The 20,427-nt window shown below is 43.5% G+C and carries 18 protein-coding genes; 8 read left to right on the plus strand and 10 right to left on the minus strand.

From position 1 onward, the window contains the following. Positions 1-313: 313 nt before the first annotated feature. Positions 314-571: a DUF1127 domain-containing protein gene (locus tag A3739_RS23070; RefSeq protein WP_082878547.1), complete on the minus strand. Its 258-nt coding sequence runs from the start codon at positions 569-571 to the stop codon at positions 314-316. Positions 572-829: 258 nt separating this feature from the next. Here A3739_RS23070 and A3739_RS23075 point away from each other — a divergent pair, with 258 nt between their 5' ends. Together A3739_RS23075 and A3739_RS23080 are read left to right on the plus strand one after the other, a co-directional pair. Beyond that, on the plus strand, positions 830-2,263 hold the full coding sequence (locus A3739_RS23075; protein ID WP_068477881.1) for a PLP-dependent aminotransferase family protein: 1,434 nt from the start codon (positions 830-832) through the stop codon (positions 2,261-2,263). 8 nt (positions 2,264-2,271) lie between these two features. After that, positions 2,272-2,748, plus strand: coding sequence for a DUF6231 family protein (locus tag A3739_RS23080; protein WP_156502779.1), 477 nt, complete (start codon positions 2,272-2,274; stop codon positions 2,746-2,748). A gap of 299 nt (positions 2,749-3,047) precedes the next feature. On the opposite strand, the gene A3739_RS23085 is transcribed toward A3739_RS23080, so the two are convergent. Continuing rightward, on the minus strand, positions 3,048-4,937 hold the full coding sequence (locus A3739_RS23085; RefSeq protein WP_156502780.1) for a nucleoside-diphosphate sugar epimerase/dehydratase: 1,890 nt from the start codon (positions 4,935-4,937) through the stop codon (positions 3,048-3,050). Positions 4,938-5,272: 335 nt separating this feature from the next. On the opposite strand from A3739_RS23085, the gene A3739_RS23090 reads away from it, so the two are divergent. Next, entirely contained in the window at positions 5,273-5,683 is a 411-nt protein-coding gene (locus A3739_RS23090; protein WP_156502781.1) for a hypothetical protein, read from the plus strand. Positions 5,684-5,721: 38 nt separating this feature from the next. Then, positions 5,722-6,348 (plus strand): adenylyl-sulfate kinase, encoded by a 627-nt coding sequence (gene cysC / locus A3739_RS23095; protein WP_068474526.1) that lies wholly within the window; start codon positions 5,722-5,724, stop codon positions 6,346-6,348. A 462-nt stretch (positions 6,349-6,810) separates the two neighbouring features. On the opposite strand, the gene A3739_RS23100 is transcribed toward cysC, so the two are convergent. Both A3739_RS23100 and A3739_RS23105 read right to left on the minus strand, forming a co-directional pair. Next, the gene (locus A3739_RS23100; RefSeq protein ID WP_068474528.1) at positions 6,811-7,374 is read right to left on the minus strand and encodes a sugar transferase; all 564 of its coding nucleotides are present in this window, start codon (positions 7,372-7,374) and stop codon (positions 6,811-6,813) included. A 51-nt stretch (positions 7,375-7,425) separates the two neighbouring features. Then, positions 7,426-8,385, minus strand: coding sequence for an SDR family oxidoreductase (locus A3739_RS23105; protein WP_068474530.1), 960 nt, complete (start codon positions 8,383-8,385; stop codon positions 7,426-7,428). Between the two features lie 152 nt (positions 8,386-8,537). On the opposite strand from A3739_RS23105, the gene wecC reads away from it, so the two are divergent. The 4 genes from wecC to A3739_RS23125 are packed head-to-tail and all read left to right on the plus strand — an operon-like array spanning position 8,538 to position 13,799. Next, complete coding sequence (gene wecC / locus A3739_RS23110; protein WP_068474532.1) at positions 8,538-9,743, plus strand: UDP-N-acetyl-D-mannosamine dehydrogenase; 1,206 nt, start codon at positions 8,538-8,540, stop codon at positions 9,741-9,743. A 31-nt stretch (positions 9,744-9,774) separates the two neighbouring features. Continuing rightward, the gene (gene wecB, locus A3739_RS23115) at positions 9,775-10,914 is read left to right on the plus strand and encodes a non-hydrolyzing UDP-N-acetylglucosamine 2-epimerase (RefSeq protein ID WP_068474535.1); all 1,140 of its coding nucleotides are present in this window, start codon (positions 9,775-9,777) and stop codon (positions 10,912-10,914) included. 9 nt (positions 10,915-10,923) lie between these two features. Beyond that, on the plus strand, positions 10,924-12,615 hold the full coding sequence (locus A3739_RS23120) for a heparinase II/III family protein (protein ID WP_068474538.1): 1,692 nt from the start codon (positions 10,924-10,926) through the stop codon (positions 12,613-12,615). 2 nt (positions 12,616-12,617) lie between these two features. Next, on the plus strand, positions 12,618-13,799 hold the full coding sequence (locus tag A3739_RS23125) for a glycosyltransferase family 4 protein (protein ID WP_068474541.1): 1,182 nt from the start codon (positions 12,618-12,620) through the stop codon (positions 13,797-13,799). A 28-nt stretch (positions 13,800-13,827) separates the two neighbouring features. Here the strand turns inward: A3739_RS23125 and A3739_RS23130 are convergent, their stop codons facing one another. From A3739_RS23130 to A3739_RS23155, 6 genes are all read right to left on the minus strand, one after another. After that, positions 13,828-14,925, minus strand: a complete 1,098-nt coding sequence (locus tag A3739_RS23130; protein WP_068474544.1) for an acyltransferase — start codon at positions 14,923-14,925, stop codon at positions 13,828-13,830. Next, positions 14,922-15,905, minus strand: coding sequence for a hypothetical protein (locus tag A3739_RS23135; protein ID WP_068474547.1), 984 nt, complete (start codon positions 15,903-15,905; stop codon positions 14,922-14,924). Before A3739_RS23135 ends, A3739_RS23130 begins: the two co-directional genes overlap by 4 nt. Then, entirely contained in the window at positions 15,902-16,792 is an 891-nt protein-coding gene (locus tag A3739_RS23140) for a sulfotransferase (RefSeq protein WP_082878563.1), read from the minus strand. Before A3739_RS23140 ends, A3739_RS23135 begins: the two co-directional genes overlap by 4 nt. Further along, a complete protein-coding gene (locus A3739_RS23145; RefSeq protein ID WP_156502782.1) occupies positions 16,789-18,087 on the minus strand; it encodes a phenylacetate--CoA ligase family protein in 1,299 nt (432 codons plus the stop codon). Before A3739_RS23145 ends, A3739_RS23140 begins: the two co-directional genes overlap by 4 nt. Before the next feature lie 82 nt (positions 18,088-18,169). Further along, positions 18,170-19,186: a glycosyltransferase family 4 protein gene (locus A3739_RS23150; protein WP_068474556.1), complete on the minus strand. Its 1,017-nt coding sequence runs from the start codon at positions 19,184-19,186 to the stop codon at positions 18,170-18,172. Continuing rightward, a complete protein-coding gene (locus tag A3739_RS23155; RefSeq protein WP_068474559.1) occupies positions 19,183-20,307 on the minus strand; it encodes a glycosyltransferase in 1,125 nt (374 codons plus the stop codon). Before A3739_RS23155 ends, A3739_RS23150 begins: the two co-directional genes overlap by 4 nt. Between the last annotated feature and the right edge of the window lie 120 nt (positions 20,308-20,427).

Here is a 20,427-nt window from a genome sequence, read left to right on the forward strand (position 1 = left end):
GAGCTGGCCTAACCCAAACTCGGAGTGTTTGAGGGTTCGCAGTGCAATATGATCATTCAACAGACCAGAAGAATGCTGTGCAAGCAAGGCTCGCATCTCGAGCACCTTAGGGTTTAACTTGCTATACGCTGCCCAACACTCTGAAAACATGGTCTCGATATTCATATCGTTCCTTTTTACAAATCGAATAACTGACATGGCTACTTCTAGCTGCTTTTGACTACTTATAGCTACTAAATGCGTTGCAGCTTTGAAGTAGAGCTTAAATTTAGCGTTGTTTTCAGTGATATGCGAACGAGCGCAAAGCCGAACCCTATTCTTTCCAGAATGGCTTATTTGCCTCATTCAGTGCATCAGCGTGAGATAACCCAATATCTGACAATGCTCGTTGATCGAGATGCGCTAATTGCCTACGTTGCTGGGTGCGCTGCGCATACAAACTGACTAGTTCTAATAGTCGCTTACTTTGCAGCCTAAGCTGAGTCAATTTGAAAATACGAACGACAGCTCTCGCAGAAAGTACGCGCTCAAATGCTGATAATATTAGGTATCCGTTCACGAATAATCTCATGATCTAACTCCTCTATCTGTAATTCGCTAATAAACCATTGGAGAAAAATTGTTGCTGTCATCGCCTCTCTTCAATAAGTGAATGAGATAAGTGCACGAGACAATTACAACGGCATGGGAGTAAGATTAGTTCTTCAAGCAAAAACAAAACAGATTCAAAAATAAAACCTTTAACCATAACAGTTTGTTGAAAAACGGAATCTGTTTCCTTTAAACTGAGCCAATCTGTTATGTATATCCATAAAAAATAGAAACTGTTATGAGTAATCCTATTTATCAGCGCCTAGCCGACAACCTTGATGACCAGATTCGTCAAGGCATCTATACAAATGGCGAAAAGCTCCCGTCAGTGCGTAAGCTCGCGCAACAGCAAAGTGTAAGTGTCTCAACGGTATTGATGAGTTATAACTTACTCGAAGATAGAGATTTAATCGAGGTGAGGCCTAAGTCAGGTTATTACGTCAAAACACCCTTAAAGCAAGCTTTTGAGGCACCTCAACTCAAGCATGGCTCGGTAACACCAAAGCTAGTCAGCACATCACAACTCGTAATGGACGTAATGCAAACATCCTCAATGGCAGGGGCGATAAGCTTTGGCGCTGCATCACCTGCGGCGGACTTCCCTATTATTCAACAACTCAAAAAGAGCTTTGGGCAGCTTGTTCGCAGTACGCCCTTTTTAGGTCAAGGATATTGCACCCATAAGGGTGATGAACAGCTTCGTCGCATGCTGGCGCAACGCTCAGCAGACGGGCATGTATCTGTTACCGCAGACGATATTATCATTGCTTCTGGCTGTCAGGGCGCGATTGGTTTATGCCTCAAAGCGCTGTGCAAGCCAGGCGATATTGTGGCAGTGGAAAGCCCTTGTTATTACGGCCTACTGCAGTTAGTTGAATCGCTTAGCTTAAAGGTCATTGAGATCCCTTCTGACCCGAAAACAGGAATGAGCATTGACGCACTTCAACTAGCGCTTGAACAATGGCCCATCAAAACCGTGCTTGGCGTACCAAACTTCAATAATCCGCTCGGGGCACAGATGCCTGAAACGGCAAAGAAAGCCCTTGTTGAGCTGATCAACCAATATCAAATTTCATTTATTGAAGACGATATATATGGAGAGCTTGGCTATACGCATCAGCGCCCTCGTGCGGTAAAAAGCTATGATACACAAGATCGTGTGCTTCTATGTTCATCTGCCTCAAAAATGCTCGAACCACAATTAGGTTTAGGATGGATAATGCCGGGGCGATATATGCAAGAGGTCGAATATCAGCGATTTCTGAGCGCATCAAACCAGTTCTGTTTACCTCAAATGGCGGTTGCTGAGGTGCTTAACCGCTCTAGTTTCGATCGACACCTTCGTCTTGCGCGCGATACCTACCGCGGCCGACGCGACCACTTTTTCAAGCTGATTAGTGAACATTTCCCAAGTGATGTGCGCTTATCCTCCCCTCAAGGTGGTTATGTCGCGTGGCTTCAATTGCCCGCAGGCTTAAATGCCACAGAGCTGTACTTCGAAGCCAAAGCACAGGGTATTATTGTTGCTCCTGGAGAGATTTTTTCATCGAACGCAAATAAGTTTAAAAGCTCGATACGGCTGTGCTATTCAAAAGCTTGGACACCAGCGCGAAAAGAAGCCATCGCATTGCTCGGCTCACTCGTACAAGACAAACTCAACCATAAAGATTAGATAGACGCATGACTACGAATAACGCACTTTCTTGCATGATGCATATTCTCGAAGAGATCAAGCCAAACCATGTTCTGGTCGCCTCATCTCAGATCGAAGAAATTCTGAAAGATGCCAAAGCTCAATGCGTCATACAAGCTCTTCCTGCATCGAAAATGCGTGATTTACATTTAAGCCCAGATGAAGTGAAAAATGTCGATTTGATCGTTCTCGGTGAAAACTTGAATCAGCTCGAACATTCCAAAGCAATAGAAGTTATTGGCGTTCTAAGAAACCATCTCAATGCAAAAATGCTTATTCTCTGCAATGGAGAGTCGACACTATCCTTTAGCGACATGCTCAGTTTAGGATTCAAAAGAGAAGAACAAGATGAAAGTGGACTGACCGTCTATAGCTATGACATTGCCAGCTACAACAAAAAGCGTGAATGGAATAATTCACGTTTCTGGGCGAATCCAGAGAACTTTAATAAATATCGTTGGTAGCACGATGTATTAAGGATAAAAATATCATGGTCATCCTGAAGCAGCGGACGAAGTACGCGCACATTCAGGATCTCGGGTCTAACTCAGCAAACCAACCATGAGATCCCGTTTTAAAAACGGGATGACGAAAAGGGGAAAAACGGGATGACAAAAAGGATAAGCCAGGGTGACACAGATTGGCCGGAGTCAGAGGAGGTCGTTGGGGTCAGAGTCCTTTTACTCTGACCCCAATATTTAGTGTCGACGTCATCCTGAAGCAGCGAACGAAGTACGTGCACATTTAGGATCTCTACAATGATCTACCCATTAGAGATATTCGAACTGGTATCCCCTTCATTCGCAGGCATCTGCAAATCACGCATACGCTCTTGCATAGAGGTTCCTGGCATATCGGTATAGGTTTTATTCCAGACCAAATCACTCAAAGAATCTGATGGCTTGTAATCAAGCGGAGCCATCATTAAGACCTCTCGAACAGCCTCACAATCAAAGTCTTTGCAAAGCAAATCGATACGATCAAGCAGTACCTTCACATCGTACCAAGCAAGCGATATTTCACGGCCACGCATAATACGCGAATGCGCGGTAGGCATCGGCTCATTACCGATCAAAAGCTCTTCATAAAGCTTCTCGCCCGGACGCAAACCAGAGTACTCAATCGCAATATCTCCGTCAGGGTTCGATTGATCTTTCAGCTCAAGCCCCATTAAACGAATAAGCTTAACGGCCAAATCATTAATCTTGACGCTCTGCCCCATATCCAGCAAAAACACATCGCCGCCCTCACCCATTGCGCCTGCTTGCAATACAAGTTGTGCGGCTTCTGGAATGGTCATGAAATAACGAGTGATATCAGGATGTGTGACGGTAACCGGCCCGCCCTGTTTGATTTGATCTCTGAACAAGGGAACGACAGAACCAGATGAGCCAAGCACATTGCCAAAACGCACCATACAAAAACGCGTACCGGCTTGGCGTTTCGACAAACCTTGCAACACTAACTCTGCCAAGCGCTTCGATGCGCCCATCACATTGGTTGGTCGAACCGCTTTATCTGTCGAAATAAGAACAAAGGTTTCTACATTGGCTTCAATGGCCGCTTCAGCAGCATGCCAAGTACCAAATACATTATTGCGAATGCCCTCAATAACATTCTGCTCAACTAAAGGCACATGCTTGTATGCAGCAGCATGATAAACCGTTTCAACTCCAAAACTGCGCATCACCTGTGCCATGCGACGCTGCTTTTGAACAGATCCCACTACTGCATGCAATTCAATGTTCAGATCTTTTTTGAGCATATAGCGTTTTAACTCACGCTCTATCTCATACAAGGCATATTCAGAAGACTCAACAAGAAGCAATTTTAGCGGAGCCAAACGCACAATCTGACGGCATAACTCTGATCCAATTGATCCGCCTGCACCTGTGACCATGACCGTCTTTTTACTGATGCATTCAGCTAGCAATTGACGATCGGGCGCAACCTCATCACGGCCAAGTAAATCTTCGATATCGACATCACGTACTTCTTCGATTTTCGCTTTACCAGACACCACATCGTTAATCGCAGGAATGGTTTGCACCACAACAGGGTATTGCTCTAGAAAACGAATCACCAAACTTCTACGTGAACGTGGCGCATGACCAAGAGCAAGCAAGACCTTGGTGGCCCCATATTTGGCTAATACTTTTGGCAAGTTCGCGGGGCTATGTACACGTATACCATTTAGATCCGTGCCATGAAGGTTTTGATCGTCGTCAATAAATGCTACCGGCTGCATCGCTTTACTATGAAACAATACTGAGCTGAGCTGTAAGCCAGATTTTCCTGCCCCATAAATCACAATGCGCTCTTTACTGCGCACCATCGAGGTATGTACTAATGATCGCGCAGTCATACGTGAGCCACCCACAAACACTAGTGCCAAACACCAGTAAATCACCGGCACAGAACGGGGCATTTCGGCTTGCAGAGCAAACGCTGAAAGCGCAAGTACACAAGCAGAAACACTAACGCCCGCTACCACTGCTTTCATAGCATGATTACTCATGTAACGAATCACCGCGCGGTACAAGCCAAACTTCGTGAACGCCAATAAGCTGCATGCAACGGTGACGCACATCGCTAAGACAATCGCACCAGAAGTTGGCACATAAAAAACATCAAGTCTAAGGCTAAATGCCATCCATATCGCTATAGGTAGCGAGATGGAATCTATGAGCAATGAAACGAGTCTTTTTTGATAACGAGGTAAAAAAAGAAGGTTTTTTAGCACGTCCTGCTTATCCCTAAATCACATCCAATGACTGCTTGAGGCATCTTTCGCGCCCTGTTTTTACTTTTATATAGTCAACGAGCGCTGAGCTGTCGAGCATAAAGGGCGTTAATTTTTATCGCCAGAAGCTAATTTTTATTGTGAATAACGTGCATCAGTTTGTCATAAAGCGAACCATAGTAAAAGCTAGTTTGTGCACTCTAAGTAGATTGGTTATTCTTTGGCCCGTTGCATGGAATTGCCTTGTGCAAGCAACACTATTCAAAGCCTACACGGAGGAAGTAATGGCTCGCACCTACGTTTATATTCTCGCCCGAAAGTACACGCACTCGCTCACCGTAAAACAATCAAACTGCTTATATACGAGCATTCGCTTTTCACGTGCGAATAATTTCAATGCCAACGGCTTCCCGATTGAGCGTATTGATGATTTAGTCTACTACGAGGAGTATCGCGACCGATTAACAGCAAATACGCGTTGTAAAGCGTTAAGAGCGACAGACGAGCCTACATTGCAAAAAATGGTCGAGACGCTTAACCCGCATTGGAACGATTTATGGCCACAAATTTCGATCAGTAATAGATTTGGTGATAAAGCACTCAGACTTTATCAAAAGACCTGGGCGGCAAAAGACAAAAGCTATCGAATTGAGTAATCTACACTCATATCAATGATCAAAAGTAAGGATGCAGAATGGACAACAATATTGTTTGGCACAATCAAGCTGTAAGCGCCGAACGACGGGCAAGTCAAAAGAATCAAAAACCTTGCTTACTATGGTTCACCGGATTGAGTGGCGCAGGCAAATCAACCGTCGCCAATGCACTAGACCACGCTCTGTTTCAACGCGGTTATCATACCTTTTTGCTCGATGGAGATAACGTTCGCCACGGGTTAAACAAAGACCTCGGATTTTCAGATGCGGATCGCATTGAGAATATTCGTAGAATCGGCGAAGCATCAAAGCTTTTCACCGAAGCAGGCTTAATTGTGATGTCGGCATTCATCTCGCCATTTAGAAGTGATCGCAATATGGTGCGCTCTTTGTTCTCAGACAATGAATTCATTGAGGTACACATCAGCACGCCTTTAGGTGTTTGCGAAGAACGCGATCCAAAAGGTTTGTACAAAAAAGCCCGCGCAGGAGAAATCAAATTCTTCACTGGAATAGACTCGGCATATGAAGCACCTCAGGCACCTGAAGTTACTTTGAACACCCATAAACATGATATTAATACGTGCACAGAGACACTACTCAACTACCTAGAACAACGCGGCTTTATCACGCATAAACCTCAACAAACGCAAGACTTAGCCTAAAGCTAGTTAAGAGAGACCTTCCTGATTGTCTAGTAAAGTTATCTAAGCTAGATCAACATGCGTATATTTCTGCGCTTATTTAGGTTCAAAAGAAAGAGTAGTACTTGAGAAGAAAAAGAAATAGGGGCGGGTGGCTCAGCCATCCATTCACGACAGTCGTACCTGACAGTTGCAACAAATCCGTTTGTCTTCGCTATCCCTATGACTGTGTATACTAAGGATTTTTTAAACGCAGAAATATAGGAGATCTCTGAAAGTTTGTAAGACATATCCTACAAAGAGATAATCGGTTAGAAGAACAAAGCTAAACGGCTTAGCTTTTGCACCGGGGTTAAATTGTTGACCAAAATCTACCGCCTTGCCATCTGCCCCCCTGTCACCCCGGACTTGAAAGAAAGAATCGCAAAGCGAAAGATGCTAGTCTGAATCATGCAGGGTCAATTGCCTCCCAAGCAAAAAGAACTACTCCTTAACACGATCGCCAGACCCTGCACCGGTTACTGTCTGCAAGATTAGCTTAAAGTACATCCCCAAACTAAACTCTTTTATCATTCGAGCATCCCACTTCGCCAATAACTCAGGCGTCGACATATCAATCTCATTCACCTGTGCCAACCCGGTAATGCCAGGGCGAACATCCAATACTACGCGCCTTTCACGCTCGACAATCAATTCTTCCTGATTAAACAAACAAGGTCGTGGGCCGACAAAACTCATCTCGCCTTTAAGTACGTTAATTAACTGCGGCAATTCATCCAGTTTGGTTTTGCGCAAAAACGCACCAAGTTTGGTAATCGAACTCGCCTGCACCAAATGCGTCGCAACCGACTCAGTTGCGACACTCATGGTTCGGAATTTAATAAGCTTAAAGGGCTTTTTGTTCTTACCCACCCGTTCCTGAATAAATACCGGTGAGCCGGTAACAAACAGACCCAGCACATACACAAGTAACAAAACAGGGAAGCCAACACACAAACCAAAGAGCGCAGCGAAAAAATCAATAATACGAATAAGAGGGGAATTCATTTAGTAACAACCAACATTACGAGGGCAAGATAATATTTAAAAGAACATACACTATTTGTTTTGCTGTTTGTACCACTCAGCCGTTCTATGCAAACCATCTTCCATTGAGTAAGGCGGCTTCCAGCCGAGCGTTTTTTTGGTATGCGCAATATCGACTTGCAAAGAGCCACACAAACGCTGCTCTACATCTTTTTTGCCAAGTAACTTACCCGCAAAGCCCAGCCAAGAGGGAGATATAGGCAACAAACGGCTTTTCACTCCTAGCGCCTTTGCAACACGCTCAAGTAACTCGCGTGTTGAAACATCGTCATCATCCGAAACTAAAAATGTTTGATTTGCCGCCGCAGGGTGTTCAATACACGTTTTGATTAAATCAACCAAGTTATCGACATACACCAAAGAACGCTTATTCGTTTTAATGTCACCCAAAGGCAAAGGTACACCGCGCGATACCCACTTTAACATTGAAAAGAAGTTCGCTTTAACACCCGCCCCATAAACCAAGGGGGGGCGAATAATCACGTACTCCATACCCGTTTCGGCACAAATCGCTTTTAGCAGCTCTTCCGCTTCTTTTTTTGAAATACCGTAAGGATCTTCAGGGGCAGGAGAATCATCCGAGGCAAAGCCCACCTCTCCAGAAAACTCGCCATTGACCTTAATAGAACTTAAAAAGATAAACCGCTTTACTCCGGCTTGAGCGGCCTGTCGAGCTAAATTCGCAGTACCCTCTACATTAACTACTCTAAACGCAACCAAAGGATCTTGCGCATCATCATTCATCACATGAACGCGTGCAGCGCAGTGAATGATCACATCCACGCCAGTGCCATCTCCATGACCACCACGACCTAGCACTTCTCGCCAATCCGTTTGACTATTAATGTCGCCAACCGACTGAAACGAATCGGAATCACTTCTTCTCGCACAAGCGACTAGATCCAAACCATTCGATTGAACTACAAATCGGCTACCTAAAAAGCCACTTGCTCCGGTCAGTAAAATTTTCAAAAAAATTATCCAACTAATTCGTTTAATTACACAAGATTATTGCGAAAACACCTTCGAATAACTCCTAAATAATCCGTAACTGTTTTGCTTTACAAAACACTGTAATCAGCACGTATACTTTTTACATAAAAATCAGAGTGAACAAGGGCATTATGGAAAAGGAATTCAGGTCAGTTTGCGTCATGGGCTTAGGCTATATAGGCCTTCCAACAGCTTCACTTCTTGGCACTAAGGGCTATCAAGTTACTGGCGTGGATGTATCTCCCAAAGTAGTTGAAACGATAAACCAAGGAAAAATTCACATAGTCGAGCCAGATTTGGATTTGCTGGTTAAATCAGCAGTTAATTCCGGGAATCTCAAGGCGAGTCTTGAGCCTTGCAAAGCAGACGTATTTATTATCGCTGTGCCGACCCCATTTAAAGAGGGCTACGAGCCAGATTTAAGCTACGTTGAGCAAGCCACTCGCAACATTGCTCCGTTTGTTGAGTCTGGCAATCTGGTCATTCTTGAATCGACAAGCCCGGTCGGAACAACAGATCTTGTTGCGAAAATCCTCAGCGAAGCTGGGCACGACACCCAAGGCGATGTATTTGTTGCCCATTGCCCTGAGCGAGTACTGCCAGGGCGCATACTGATTGAACTGGTTCAGAATGACCGCATTGTTGGCGGAATCAACGAGGCATCGACCGATGCTGCTGCAACGTTTTACAAAGAATTTGTAAGTGGCGAGGTACTTGAAACAAGCGCCAAAACCGCGGAGCTATCCAAGCTTACAGAGAATTCCTTCCGCGATGTGAACATTGCCTTTGCAAACGAGCTTTCACTCATCTGCGATCAAGAACATATCGATGTGTGGGAACTAATCTCGCTTGCGAACAGACACCCTCGAGTAAACATCTTACAGCCAGGCCCTGGGGTTGGCGGACATTGTATTGCGGTAGACCCGTGGTTCATTATCCATCGCAACCCTGAACAGGCCAAACTGATTCGAACCGCACGTGAAGTAAATGATCATAAACCCGAGTGGGTCATTAGCAAGGTTAGAGAAAAGGCTGAGCGCTTTAAGCGACCAGTTATTGCCTGCCTCGGCTTGGCATTCAAAGCAGATGTGGACGACCTTAGAGAATCGCCATCGGTAGAAATTGTCGAGAAACTACAAGAACTAAACATTGGTGAACTGCGTGTTTGCGAACCCAATATAAAAACACACGCCAGCTTTGAGTTATTTGGTTTTGACCAAGCGATTGAAGATGCCGATATCATTTTGGTATTGGTTGACCATCAACAGTTCAAAACACTCTCTGCAACAAAGCTCAGCGAAAAGATCATCATTGATACGCGCGGCATTATTAAATAAATAGCGTAAAAAAATTACTAAGCAGGAAGCGATGAAAGTACTCAGTATTTTTGGCACACGCCCGGAAGCCATCAAAATGGCGCCGGTCGTTAAAGCCTTAGAAGCCAACCCGGAAATAGAAAGCCTAGTGGCCGTTACTGCACAGCATCGCGAGATGCTGGATCAAGTTCTGGAGCTCTTCGAAATCACTGCCGACTTTGATCTGGACATCATGAAAGCCAATCAGGATTTATACGACGTCACCAGTCGCGTTCTTCTTGGCTTACGAGACGTACTTTCAGAGTGCAAGCCTGATCTAGTACTTGTGCATGGCGACACAACAACCTGCTTTTCAGCCGCGCTTGCCGCATTTTACCAACACATTCCGGTTGGCCATGTTGAAGCAGGTCTTCGCACAGGTAACATGCTCGCCCCCTTTCCTGAAGAAGCGAATCGCTCGCTAGTCGGGCGCATTGCAAGCCTACACTTTGCACCCACCGAAACAGCCAAGCAAAATCTGCTCAACGAAGGTATCGCTGAAGATAAAATTCTGGTCACAGGTAACACGGTGATTGATGCACTGTTATCTGTTAGAGAAAAGATCAAAAACTACAAGCCCGAGCAATGGGCACCGAAGCTTCCGGCGCACTGTATTGACAAAATAGCGGCTAAGCCTGGGCGCTTTATTCTGATCACCGGCCACCGACGAGAAAACTTCGGGCAAGGTTTTATTGATTTTTGCACCGCTTTAAAAACGATTGCCACTGAAAAACCTGACTGGCTTTTAGTGTACCCTGTTCACCTAAACCCGAATGTTCAAAAGCCGGTAAAAGAAGCTTTAGGCGGTTGCGAAAACATTCTTTTGATCGAGCCACAAGACTACCTGCCTTTCGTTTGGCTATTGGACAAATGCGACATGGTGATTACTGACTCAGGCGGCATACAGGAAGAAGCACCATCATTCGGTAAGCCGGTGCTCGTCACACGTGAAGTGACCGAGAGGCCAGAGGCCGTTGAGGCAGGCACCGTTCGCCTAGTCGGTACAGACCCCACAAAAATCATCGAAAACACCTCCGATATTTTGTGCAATGAAAGCACATATAAAGTGATGTCTGAAGCGCATAATCCTTATGGAGATGGGGAAGCGGCAAGCCGAATAAATCACGCCATTAACAGCGTCATTACGCCTTAACTTGTTCAAATGCTCAACAAAGCCTATCTCTACTACCACACTATCAAGTACCTACAATGGCAGCAGATATTTTATCGGATCTACTATCGCTTTAAACGCCCTAACATTAAGCCGCTTGAATACTACAAACAGGTTGATTCCCAAGAATGGCGCTGGGAAGGGCCTGAATTTCTAGAGCCATCCATGCTTGATGCAAACACCTTCGGCTTTTTGAACGAAACACACACTATCAGCACAACAAGCGATTGGAATAATCCAACGCTAGCCAAGCTATGGCTGTACAACCTGCACTATTTTGACGATCTCAATGCCAGAGATTCGCAGACACGATACAATCAACACGAAGTTCTAATCAAACGATGGATAAATGAAAATCCTGCCTGCTCAGGTAATGGCTGGGAGCCCTACCCTTTGTCGCTTCGAATCGTCAACTGGGTTAAATGGCTGTCAAAGCAAGAACGAAAGAACGAGACTGCCGACGCAAGCCTACAGCAACAAACCGAAGCCCTTGGTCAACAGCTTGAATACCACATCTTAGGCAATCATCTATTTGCAAATGCAAAAGCGCTCGTATTTGCAGGAGCTTATTTAAAAACTCCACAAACAGAACGCTTTCTAGATAAAGGGCTAAAGATATTAGAACAACAAACTAAAGAGCAATTTCTTAGTGATGGAGGGCATTTTGAGTTAAGCCCCATGTATCACTGCATACTGCTAAATGACTTATTGGAGCTAATAGAACTCTCATATATAAGCGGCAACGCAAAACTAAACGCACATCTAGATCAATGGACAGCAGTCGCAAGTAAAGCTCTGACATATCTTGAAGGGATGACGCACCCTGACGGGGACATTAGCTTTTTTAACGATGCCGCCTTCGGTATTGCCCCCCCTGTTGAACATATATTTTCGTTTGCAAAGCGACTAGGGATAACACATCAACCAATCGAACAGGGCATCACAACATTTGAACAAAGCGGCTACAGCCGATTACAAAAAGATGATCGCATTATTCTGTTGGATCATGGAAACGTTGGGCCCGACTATTTACCAGGCCATGCACATGCAGATACGCTGAGCTTCGAATACTCATACAAGCAACAGAGAATAATCGTTAACTCCGGCACATCGATGTATGGGGCAGGAAAAGAGCGGTTGCGACAACGGCAAACGCCAGCCCACTCAACAGTGGAATTTAACCAACAAAGCTCGTCTGAAGTCTGGGACGGTTTTCGGGTCGCCAAACGTGCCTATGGCAGATTAATCAACGCGAGCTCTAGCAACGAATCCTTTAGTCTAAAAGCATCGCACAATGGCTATAAACAGCTAGGCAATCAAAATGAACGAGGCGAACATCAACGAACATTAACGCTTGATGAGCACGCTTTGATAATTGAGGATATTTTTAAACGCTCATCTAAAAAGGTCGATAAAAAAACGTGCGAAGGCACCATTTACTTTCATTTTCATCCTGAAGTAAAAATCGAAAAATTAAACCCTCACTTAGTCAAACTAGTTATTGATTCAGATACTAGGGTCAGCAATCAAAAAAGTATGCTTATAAAAACTGAAGATATGATCAAGGTTAAAGAAGGCACTTGGCACCCTTATTTTGGAATGAGCATCCCAAACAAAAGCATCGCAGTAAAAATGAGCAAAAACAGCCACATCACAGTAATTGAGTTCGAAAGCGAGAACTAATCTTGAAGCTACTATTCCTTTCATTTTATTTTACGCCGGACCTATGTGCTGGCTCATTCCGGTCAACCGCACTCGTTGAAGAACTCAAGAAAATAGAAGGCCTCGAAGTCACTGTTATAACGACCTTACCTAATCGCTACGCAAGCTTTGCAGCAGAAGCCCCTGCACAAGAACAGCAAGGTAACATCACAATTCACCGTATTGCATTACCTCCCCATAAAAGCGGAATGCTTGACCAAGCCAAGGCCTTTACTCACTTTTACCGACAAGCACAGCATATTATTAAAGGGCACAATTTTGATGTTGTTTACGGTACAAGTTCTCGCCTATTTACTGCCTTTTTAACAGCGCGGATTGCTCGAAGTAGAGAAATACCCTACTACCTAGATATTCGAGATATTTTCGTCGACACACTCGAAGACCTTATTCCGAAAAAGATCATTTTTTTTGCAAAGCCAGTGCTCAATACAATAGAGAACTACAGTTTTTCAAAAGCGAAAACTATCAACCTCGTATCGGGCGGGTTTAGAGATTATTTTGAGCAGCGCTACCCAAACGTTCGCTATCAGTTTTTTACCAACGGAATCGATGAAGAGTTTATCAGCGCAAGAAAAAGCCTAACTTCTCAAGCAAACCCGAGAAAACAGGAACATCGGCCAATCACTATCCTTTATGCTGGTAACATTGGCGAAGGCCAAGGCCTTCACCTCATCATCCCTCAGTTAGCTGAAGCCCTCGGGTCAAATTACCATTTTAAAATTATCGGCGACGGGGGACGTAAACAGGCTTTAGAAAAAAGCATTGCAGACATTGAAAACGTTGAACTCACACAACCAGTTCAACGCAAAGAATTAATCGAAGAGTACCAAAAAGCGGATATACTTTTCTTGCACCTAAATGACTGCAAAGCCTTTGAAAAAGTACTTCCTTCAAAAATTTTCGAATACGCGGCCACGGGAAAGCCGATTTTGGCGGGAGTAGCTGGGTATGCGGCAGAGTTTATTGACAACGAAGTGTCTAATGCCGAAGTTTTCTCGCCTACAAATTCGAAAGAAGCAAGAATTGCTGTTCGATCCCTCGAATTATGCAACAGCCGAAGAACAATGTTCATTGATAAATTTAAACGTTCAAGCATAAGTAAGCGACTAGCAGAAGATATTCTTCGTATATTGAAATCGAGCTAATGCTGACCGATACATATACACTGCAACTTTAGCCACTTTTTTTGTTAAACTTCAGCTCTATTTGCTCGTATGTAAAGTTCGAAAAAAACACAACAAGCAATAACACTAGAATGACGGCAACATTATTCTCAACAGGCCCACCAAAATTTAAACTTCGTTTTTCATCGACCATCGGGGCGAGCTCGATACCCGTGAACTTTTGAATCACCATTGCAAGAGAAATGACAATAAACAATACCCCAGCATGCGTCATATAAATTGAAAACGATCGCTTACCAATAAACTGAAATAACCGAGCTTTAAGTATTTTCGAGAACACTCCTGCTTCGAATGCAAAGCAAAAAACCGTCAAACAAAATAGTCCTGGAGCAATAATATTTTTGAATACAACGTCTGTCTGAGTAAGAAAAACAACACTAACGAGAAGCGCAAGCTCAACAAAACTAGCCAAAAACTTTGAGATTTGGGATTTGGGATTTGAGATTTGAGATTTTAAAAAAACAACATACGTCATCGCACCACAAAAAAAACAGAACAGCCCTCTCTGAACCTCTATAACCACTATATCTGATTCGCAATAAATCAAAATAAACGCCAAAAGAACAATCACAAACCAAGAACCGATTCTAAATGATCGGAAAACCGATATTGAAGCGAACAACAATGCATACATGTAAAACTCTATGCTGATGCTCCACGACGGAGAATTAAAGCTAAATGGATCCGCAAATGGCACCCAAGCATGTATCAACAGAAAATTAGGAACTATCTCTGAAAATGCAAAAGCGTTAGTAAAGGGAACAGAGTTAAACGAAAAGCCGCCGAACTTCCACGCCAACCACTTACCACACTCAAGAATAATAAAGATGACCAGCATAAAAAAATGTAATGGGTAAAGACGATAGAATCTAGCCGTCATAAACGGCTTAAACTTTAAATCATCACGGAAACCATACCCATGCACCAAAACGAATCCACTTAAAACGAAGAAAAACTCAACAAAGACCCAGCTATTTTCAAAAAATGCTAGATCAGTGACCGAGCCTGACACCCTCATATGGAAGAGGACGACGAATAGAGCGCATAGGCCGCGGAAAGCATCAAGGACCTCAAAACGTTGATTCATTTATCACCCCCCTCCATGACTAAGCTAAAGTGTTGCCCATGATTCTTAGTCGCAACCTCTGATATCCAGATCGTGGCATTCTTTGCGGGGCCATCAACAAACCTTAATTGTCCATACAAAAAATATTTCTTAGACCAAATATCTTTCTTTGACTCATACAAAAACGACATTTCAGTCTTGCTTACCTTCCAAAGCTGGGCATTTGGGCTTTTATTAACATCACTAGGCTCAACGGCGGTAGAAAAGTACACATCTTCGCCCACAACCTTCGCGTAAAAAACACTTCCCGCCACTGGCCCTAGCTGCAAAAGCTGATTTGACTCTCTTTCCAATCGGTACAGATAATTTTGCTCTAATGGCGAATCAGAACCAAAATAAATTGCGTCCTTTGTAATACCTAACTGCACTGCCCTAGTTTGCTGACTTCCATGCAGAAGCTTCGAAAAACTCTTTGCACCATCTCGCGATACCCAAATTGCACTTTCGCGATCAGAATCACCTGTGGTCACATAAAACGTTTCTTCGTATGGATCTTTAAATACCCCATGGATATGCCTAATAGCATCAAATTGATAGGCTGATTCCCACGTTTCTCCGAAGTCCGTTGACCGCCAAAGTGCGATTGGCGAACGCTCCTTGTTCTGTCGGTATTCTCCGTAGAATAAAACGCCATCATCAAGCAATACGTTGATAGGTGATGAACCAACGATATCAGACCGGTAAGTAAAGGAGGTGTTAGCAAAGTCCAAGTGATAGAACCTTTTTCTAAACACCACGAGAAACTTCTTAGTGGATAGTCGAATGACATTACTTGGATACAACCTTAGCAAGCGGCAGACCAAAGAAAAGTGCATCGCCACCGTCAGGCTAAAAGAACGAGAAGCTGGTACTACTTCCTTATCCGTAGATTTGAAGTTTTCTAAAACAAAGCGACCACGCACAAAATTAATACTCTCAGACGCGTCCGCATAGAGAATCACGATTGAAACTTCCTATAAGTATATCTGCGCATGAGATTGTAAGCAGGTGCGATTAATTGCAACGCTAGAACAAAAAAAGCACCTTTGCACCGGTTGGCTAGCGAGACAGATTGAGCACTCGACTCAACGCTATTTACACCTTCACAGACAACGATTTCGAAAGGTGTGAGTTGAGCCATCCACTTATTAGCATTGTTTGTTAACAAAGGCCCTAGCGTCTCGCCCTTCCATTGCATTTCCTCTTGCGAAACGAGCTTCTCGGAAGCTGCTCCAAAATTCAGCATCCTTCTCTCAAACGTGATTTCCATCTGGGCACATACTTCTCTCAAGACAGACTCTGGGTCAGATATTAGATCTTCGTATACGACTTCTACGATATTTTTAAATCCTGAGCGCATTTTAAAAGACTGGAAAGCCTTTTCCTGCGCATAACCAGCAGCAATATGCATCGAAGATGGCCTTGATTTAGACCAATCCGCTTTTTTCTTGGAGGCCAATACGTCTCTAGGATCTCTTTTAATATGAACGATCACACTCTCGGGAAAGGTTGCGACTAACAAAGGCAAATACTCTATTAGCTTAGGGTCTTTATCACCAACATAGAGTGTACTGACACCCTTAGTAATAATTTGTTCATAAAGCTGTGCGGGTTTAAGCCCCTCATCAAAATCACCCTCCGACAATCCTAGTCGCTTGACCTTCTCATCCGACCAAAGTAGCTCTTGATTGACCGCAATATCTTCAGCCTTTCCAAGCTTCCCTCCAAAAACGAAACGTCGCAACATGCTGGTCTCAGGAACAAAAGTGACTTCTGAATGACTAGCTAGCATGCTCTGAAGTAAAGATGTTCCCGAGCGGCCCACTCCTATAATAAAAACTTTTTTCAATTGCTAATCCTGTCGATCTGCGACTTAACCATCAAAGGGCACTTTCCAATTTTAGTCTTAATGAGCGAGTCAACTAAACTAACTCGCACTGTAAAAGTGCCGCCTAGCTTCTCGCGGTACTCTGCCAATATTTTTTCCTCAACGCCCTGGTCATATGAAACTGCGGGAATAATGTTTAGATCAACTAGCCCCGGCTCACCAACGACATATTGCATGGCATCAATATGGGCATAAATATCCTCGTGCATATTTAGCGCAGTTAAGGAAACTCGCTTACCATCCCTCCCCTCAACAAACTCTTGTTTCCACCGTCCTTCTACTTCAGGAAACGTTCCGTAACCTGCATTATCGCAGTTAACATTAGACCACATGCAATAATCACCAGTACGGTATCTCAAAAGAGGCATTGCCGAGTTAATAAACCCTGTACCAACAAGCTCACCACGCAACCCGCAATCTTTAATTACAGCCCCATGATCATCTACCAACTCACAAACCCCATAAGCTGGATGGCTATGGTATTCAGTTAGATCTTCTTTCATAGAGGCAAACACAGCTCGTTCACTATGGCCATAGAAGCTGTATGGTTCACACCCGAAAGCCTCCTGTACCAATCGTCTCTGCCCATCAAGTATATTTTCCGATATACACATGACGGCCCTAACCGATGCGATTTTTAAGTTATTTTCTACTAAATAACTCGACAAGGCAGCGATAGCCGAAGGATAACCATGCACAAACTTTGGTTTATATACGACGAGCTTGTCGACGATGTCTTTTAGGCTCTCGTCAACCATATGAAATGGTGAAAAACGAATCTCGTTATAGATAGGGTTTTCGACCCATAACGCGTTTCCGTTTGCTACTCCACGAAAAGTGGCTTTTCTTGACGACGGCTGATAGCCAATCGCTTTATTCCACGCATATATTTTAAAGGCCCACTCTTTTTTATAACTAACAGAGTCATAAAAAATCTGCATGGGTTTGCCAGTGGTGCCACCGGTAGTTGCGGAATATAAAGATTTCTTTCGGAACTTGTTGGATAAAAATGCGTCTATATCAGAAAGAACTGTCTGCTTATCCAACAATGGAATTTTTTCAAACTCTAACCAGATATTTGAAGCATTTACGTCTATTCCCTTATCTAAAAACAGCGCTTTGTAATAAGGTACGGTTGCCTCACAGTGAACAAGTAATTCTTTCAGCTTGTGAGTCTGGTAAACACGCCATTGCTCAGGAGAATAATGTTCAGAGTTCGCTAGAAAACTGTATGCCCCCCTATAGTCTTTCCCCATGCGAATGGACCAGGGCAGGCTTGAGTATAGTTTTTTAACCCAATAGGGAGAGCCCGTATAATACTTTTTTAGCTGAGAAAGGCTAACTATCATTCAAAACCTGTAAGTAGAAATCAATAACATTGTCCTCATCATAAAGGGAGAACGACTCATATGCTTTTTTTGACAAAGACTGATATCGACTCCGATCCAAACTTTCGATCGCAGCTTTAAGTGCTGAAACATCAGCAACCGGAACTAACAGACCATTAGAATTATCCCGAATCATTTCCTTCAAACCTCTTAGCTCATAAGCGATAGTAGGCACGCCTCGAGAGAAAGCTTCAATTACAACACCTGGATAACCTTCCCCCTCCCTTCGACTTGGGAAAAGCAAAACATCATAATCATCAATTACCTCAACAACGCGCTCAGCTGCTATCTCTCCTTTATAAGAAATACTATTGTTCTTTAAACGCGCAACAAGGTCATCATCCTCCGCCCTTCCATACAAGTCGAATGAATAATCAGAACCCAGTTCATCAGCGACACTCTTGATATCTAGCACACCTTTCTCTCGATTAACGTGCCCAAGAAAAACGAAACGCTTTTGGAATTCTCGAGTAGCTAATGGCTTAGTATTTGTTTTTCTCATGTTAGGTAGCCAATAAGAGCACGAATTAATCGGTTTAAAAAACTCAACCAGATATTGTGTTTCCCAAAACAGTATAGATGCGTGCCGTAAAGTCCAGTCAGCAACCTTCTTTGTTAACCAAGAATAACGTTGATACACGAGATCATAGTTGCCTGCAAACTTAGCTAAACCAACCTTTTTCTTCAGCAATCTTCCAATAAAAACAACAAACGGTGCTATGAAAAGGTAATCAAATGCTGTGCCATGCAGCATTACCTTATCGGCCTTTGGAATTTTTCTAGTGCAAGCAAACAGGATGGATATATAACCTAGCCAGCGAAAATAATAATTACGTTTATTTGAGTCAATAACATCAATGGTTAGACCGCGGGACTGCAATGAAGCCAACGTATTTTCCATTAAAACAACGACACCACCTGTTTGGCCATTCTTGTGAAGCCGCGGCCCAATTATCAACAAACTCATTTACTAGACTCACTGAAAAACAAATCTGAAATTTCCGTATCCAAAACACCTAAAGAGTTATGAATTTTTTGACGGTCTAGTTGTAAGGAATTTTTTATAGCTAGAGCCAAACCGTCTACATCCCCTACTTCCGCCAGATACCCATTTTTCCCATCTGTTACCAATTGCTCTATTACATCGCAGTTTTTAGTGGTTGCAATGGGTGTATTTAAGTAGTAACTCTCTAACAACGCATTTGGAAAGCCTTCGTAATCGGAGCTCATTGCGAAAACGCGCGCGTTCGCAATGAAAGGGTAAGGGTTAGAGACTAAACCCAAAAGAACCACTCGGTCATCAAGTTTGAAATCGGTGACTAACCTTTCTATTTCCTGTTTTTGACCATGATCATCCCCCAAGATATATAACTTCACACTAGAATTTTCGTTAGATATTTTGTGGAAAGCGTGGACTAACAAACAAAAATTCTTTTGGGGTGCTAAACGGCCAAGCGCGACAATTGGGAGCTCACCTTGGTCGAATGGTGAAACCGTTCCCTCTAAACAACGGTGTATATTGGCCGTATTAAGCGAGTTATGTATAACGCAAACCCGCCCCTCACTTAAACCATAAAGTTGTACGCAGGCTTCTCTCATTTCAGAGGTTTGAGCGATCACAATGTCCGCTCGCCTGTATCCCCAGCCGAAAATTCTCGACCTTAATCGACCATACACGCCATGCGCCAACTCTTTGATTGGGTTATTAGGCACGCGCGCAATATAAGTAAAGGTAAGACGGGAAAACCACTTAACTGAACCTATTACTGGAGTGATCCTCGAATGAGTCGTGTAAACAACGTCAGGCTTTATCTGATTAAGTTCGGAGTACACAGCAGGAATAGAATCTCTTACCTTCACAACATCCAGCACCTTAACTTTGACACACGGCGGCACTAATTGCCTTAGGGTACCAACCGGCTGTAGCAAAAGGAGTGTCAGATCGGCCCCGTACCTTTCAAGTTCAGCCAAAAAGTTAATTGCTACCCTTTCTGCCCCACCACTATTTAAATTTGGAAGAATAAATACGATTTTTTTCACAAACTGACCGAGGCCTTCAAGTATTTTTTTCGCTGATGGACGGAACAACCAGACTCCGATAACGCAATCCGATCAATTAATTCCTTTTCAAAATTTTTTCTTGTTGAGTCGCACAAAAAATAATTATCACGATTTTTATAACATACAACTTAAGTAAAAAAGGCTCCT

This window comes from Oleiphilus sp. HI0067, from assembly GCF_001635735.1.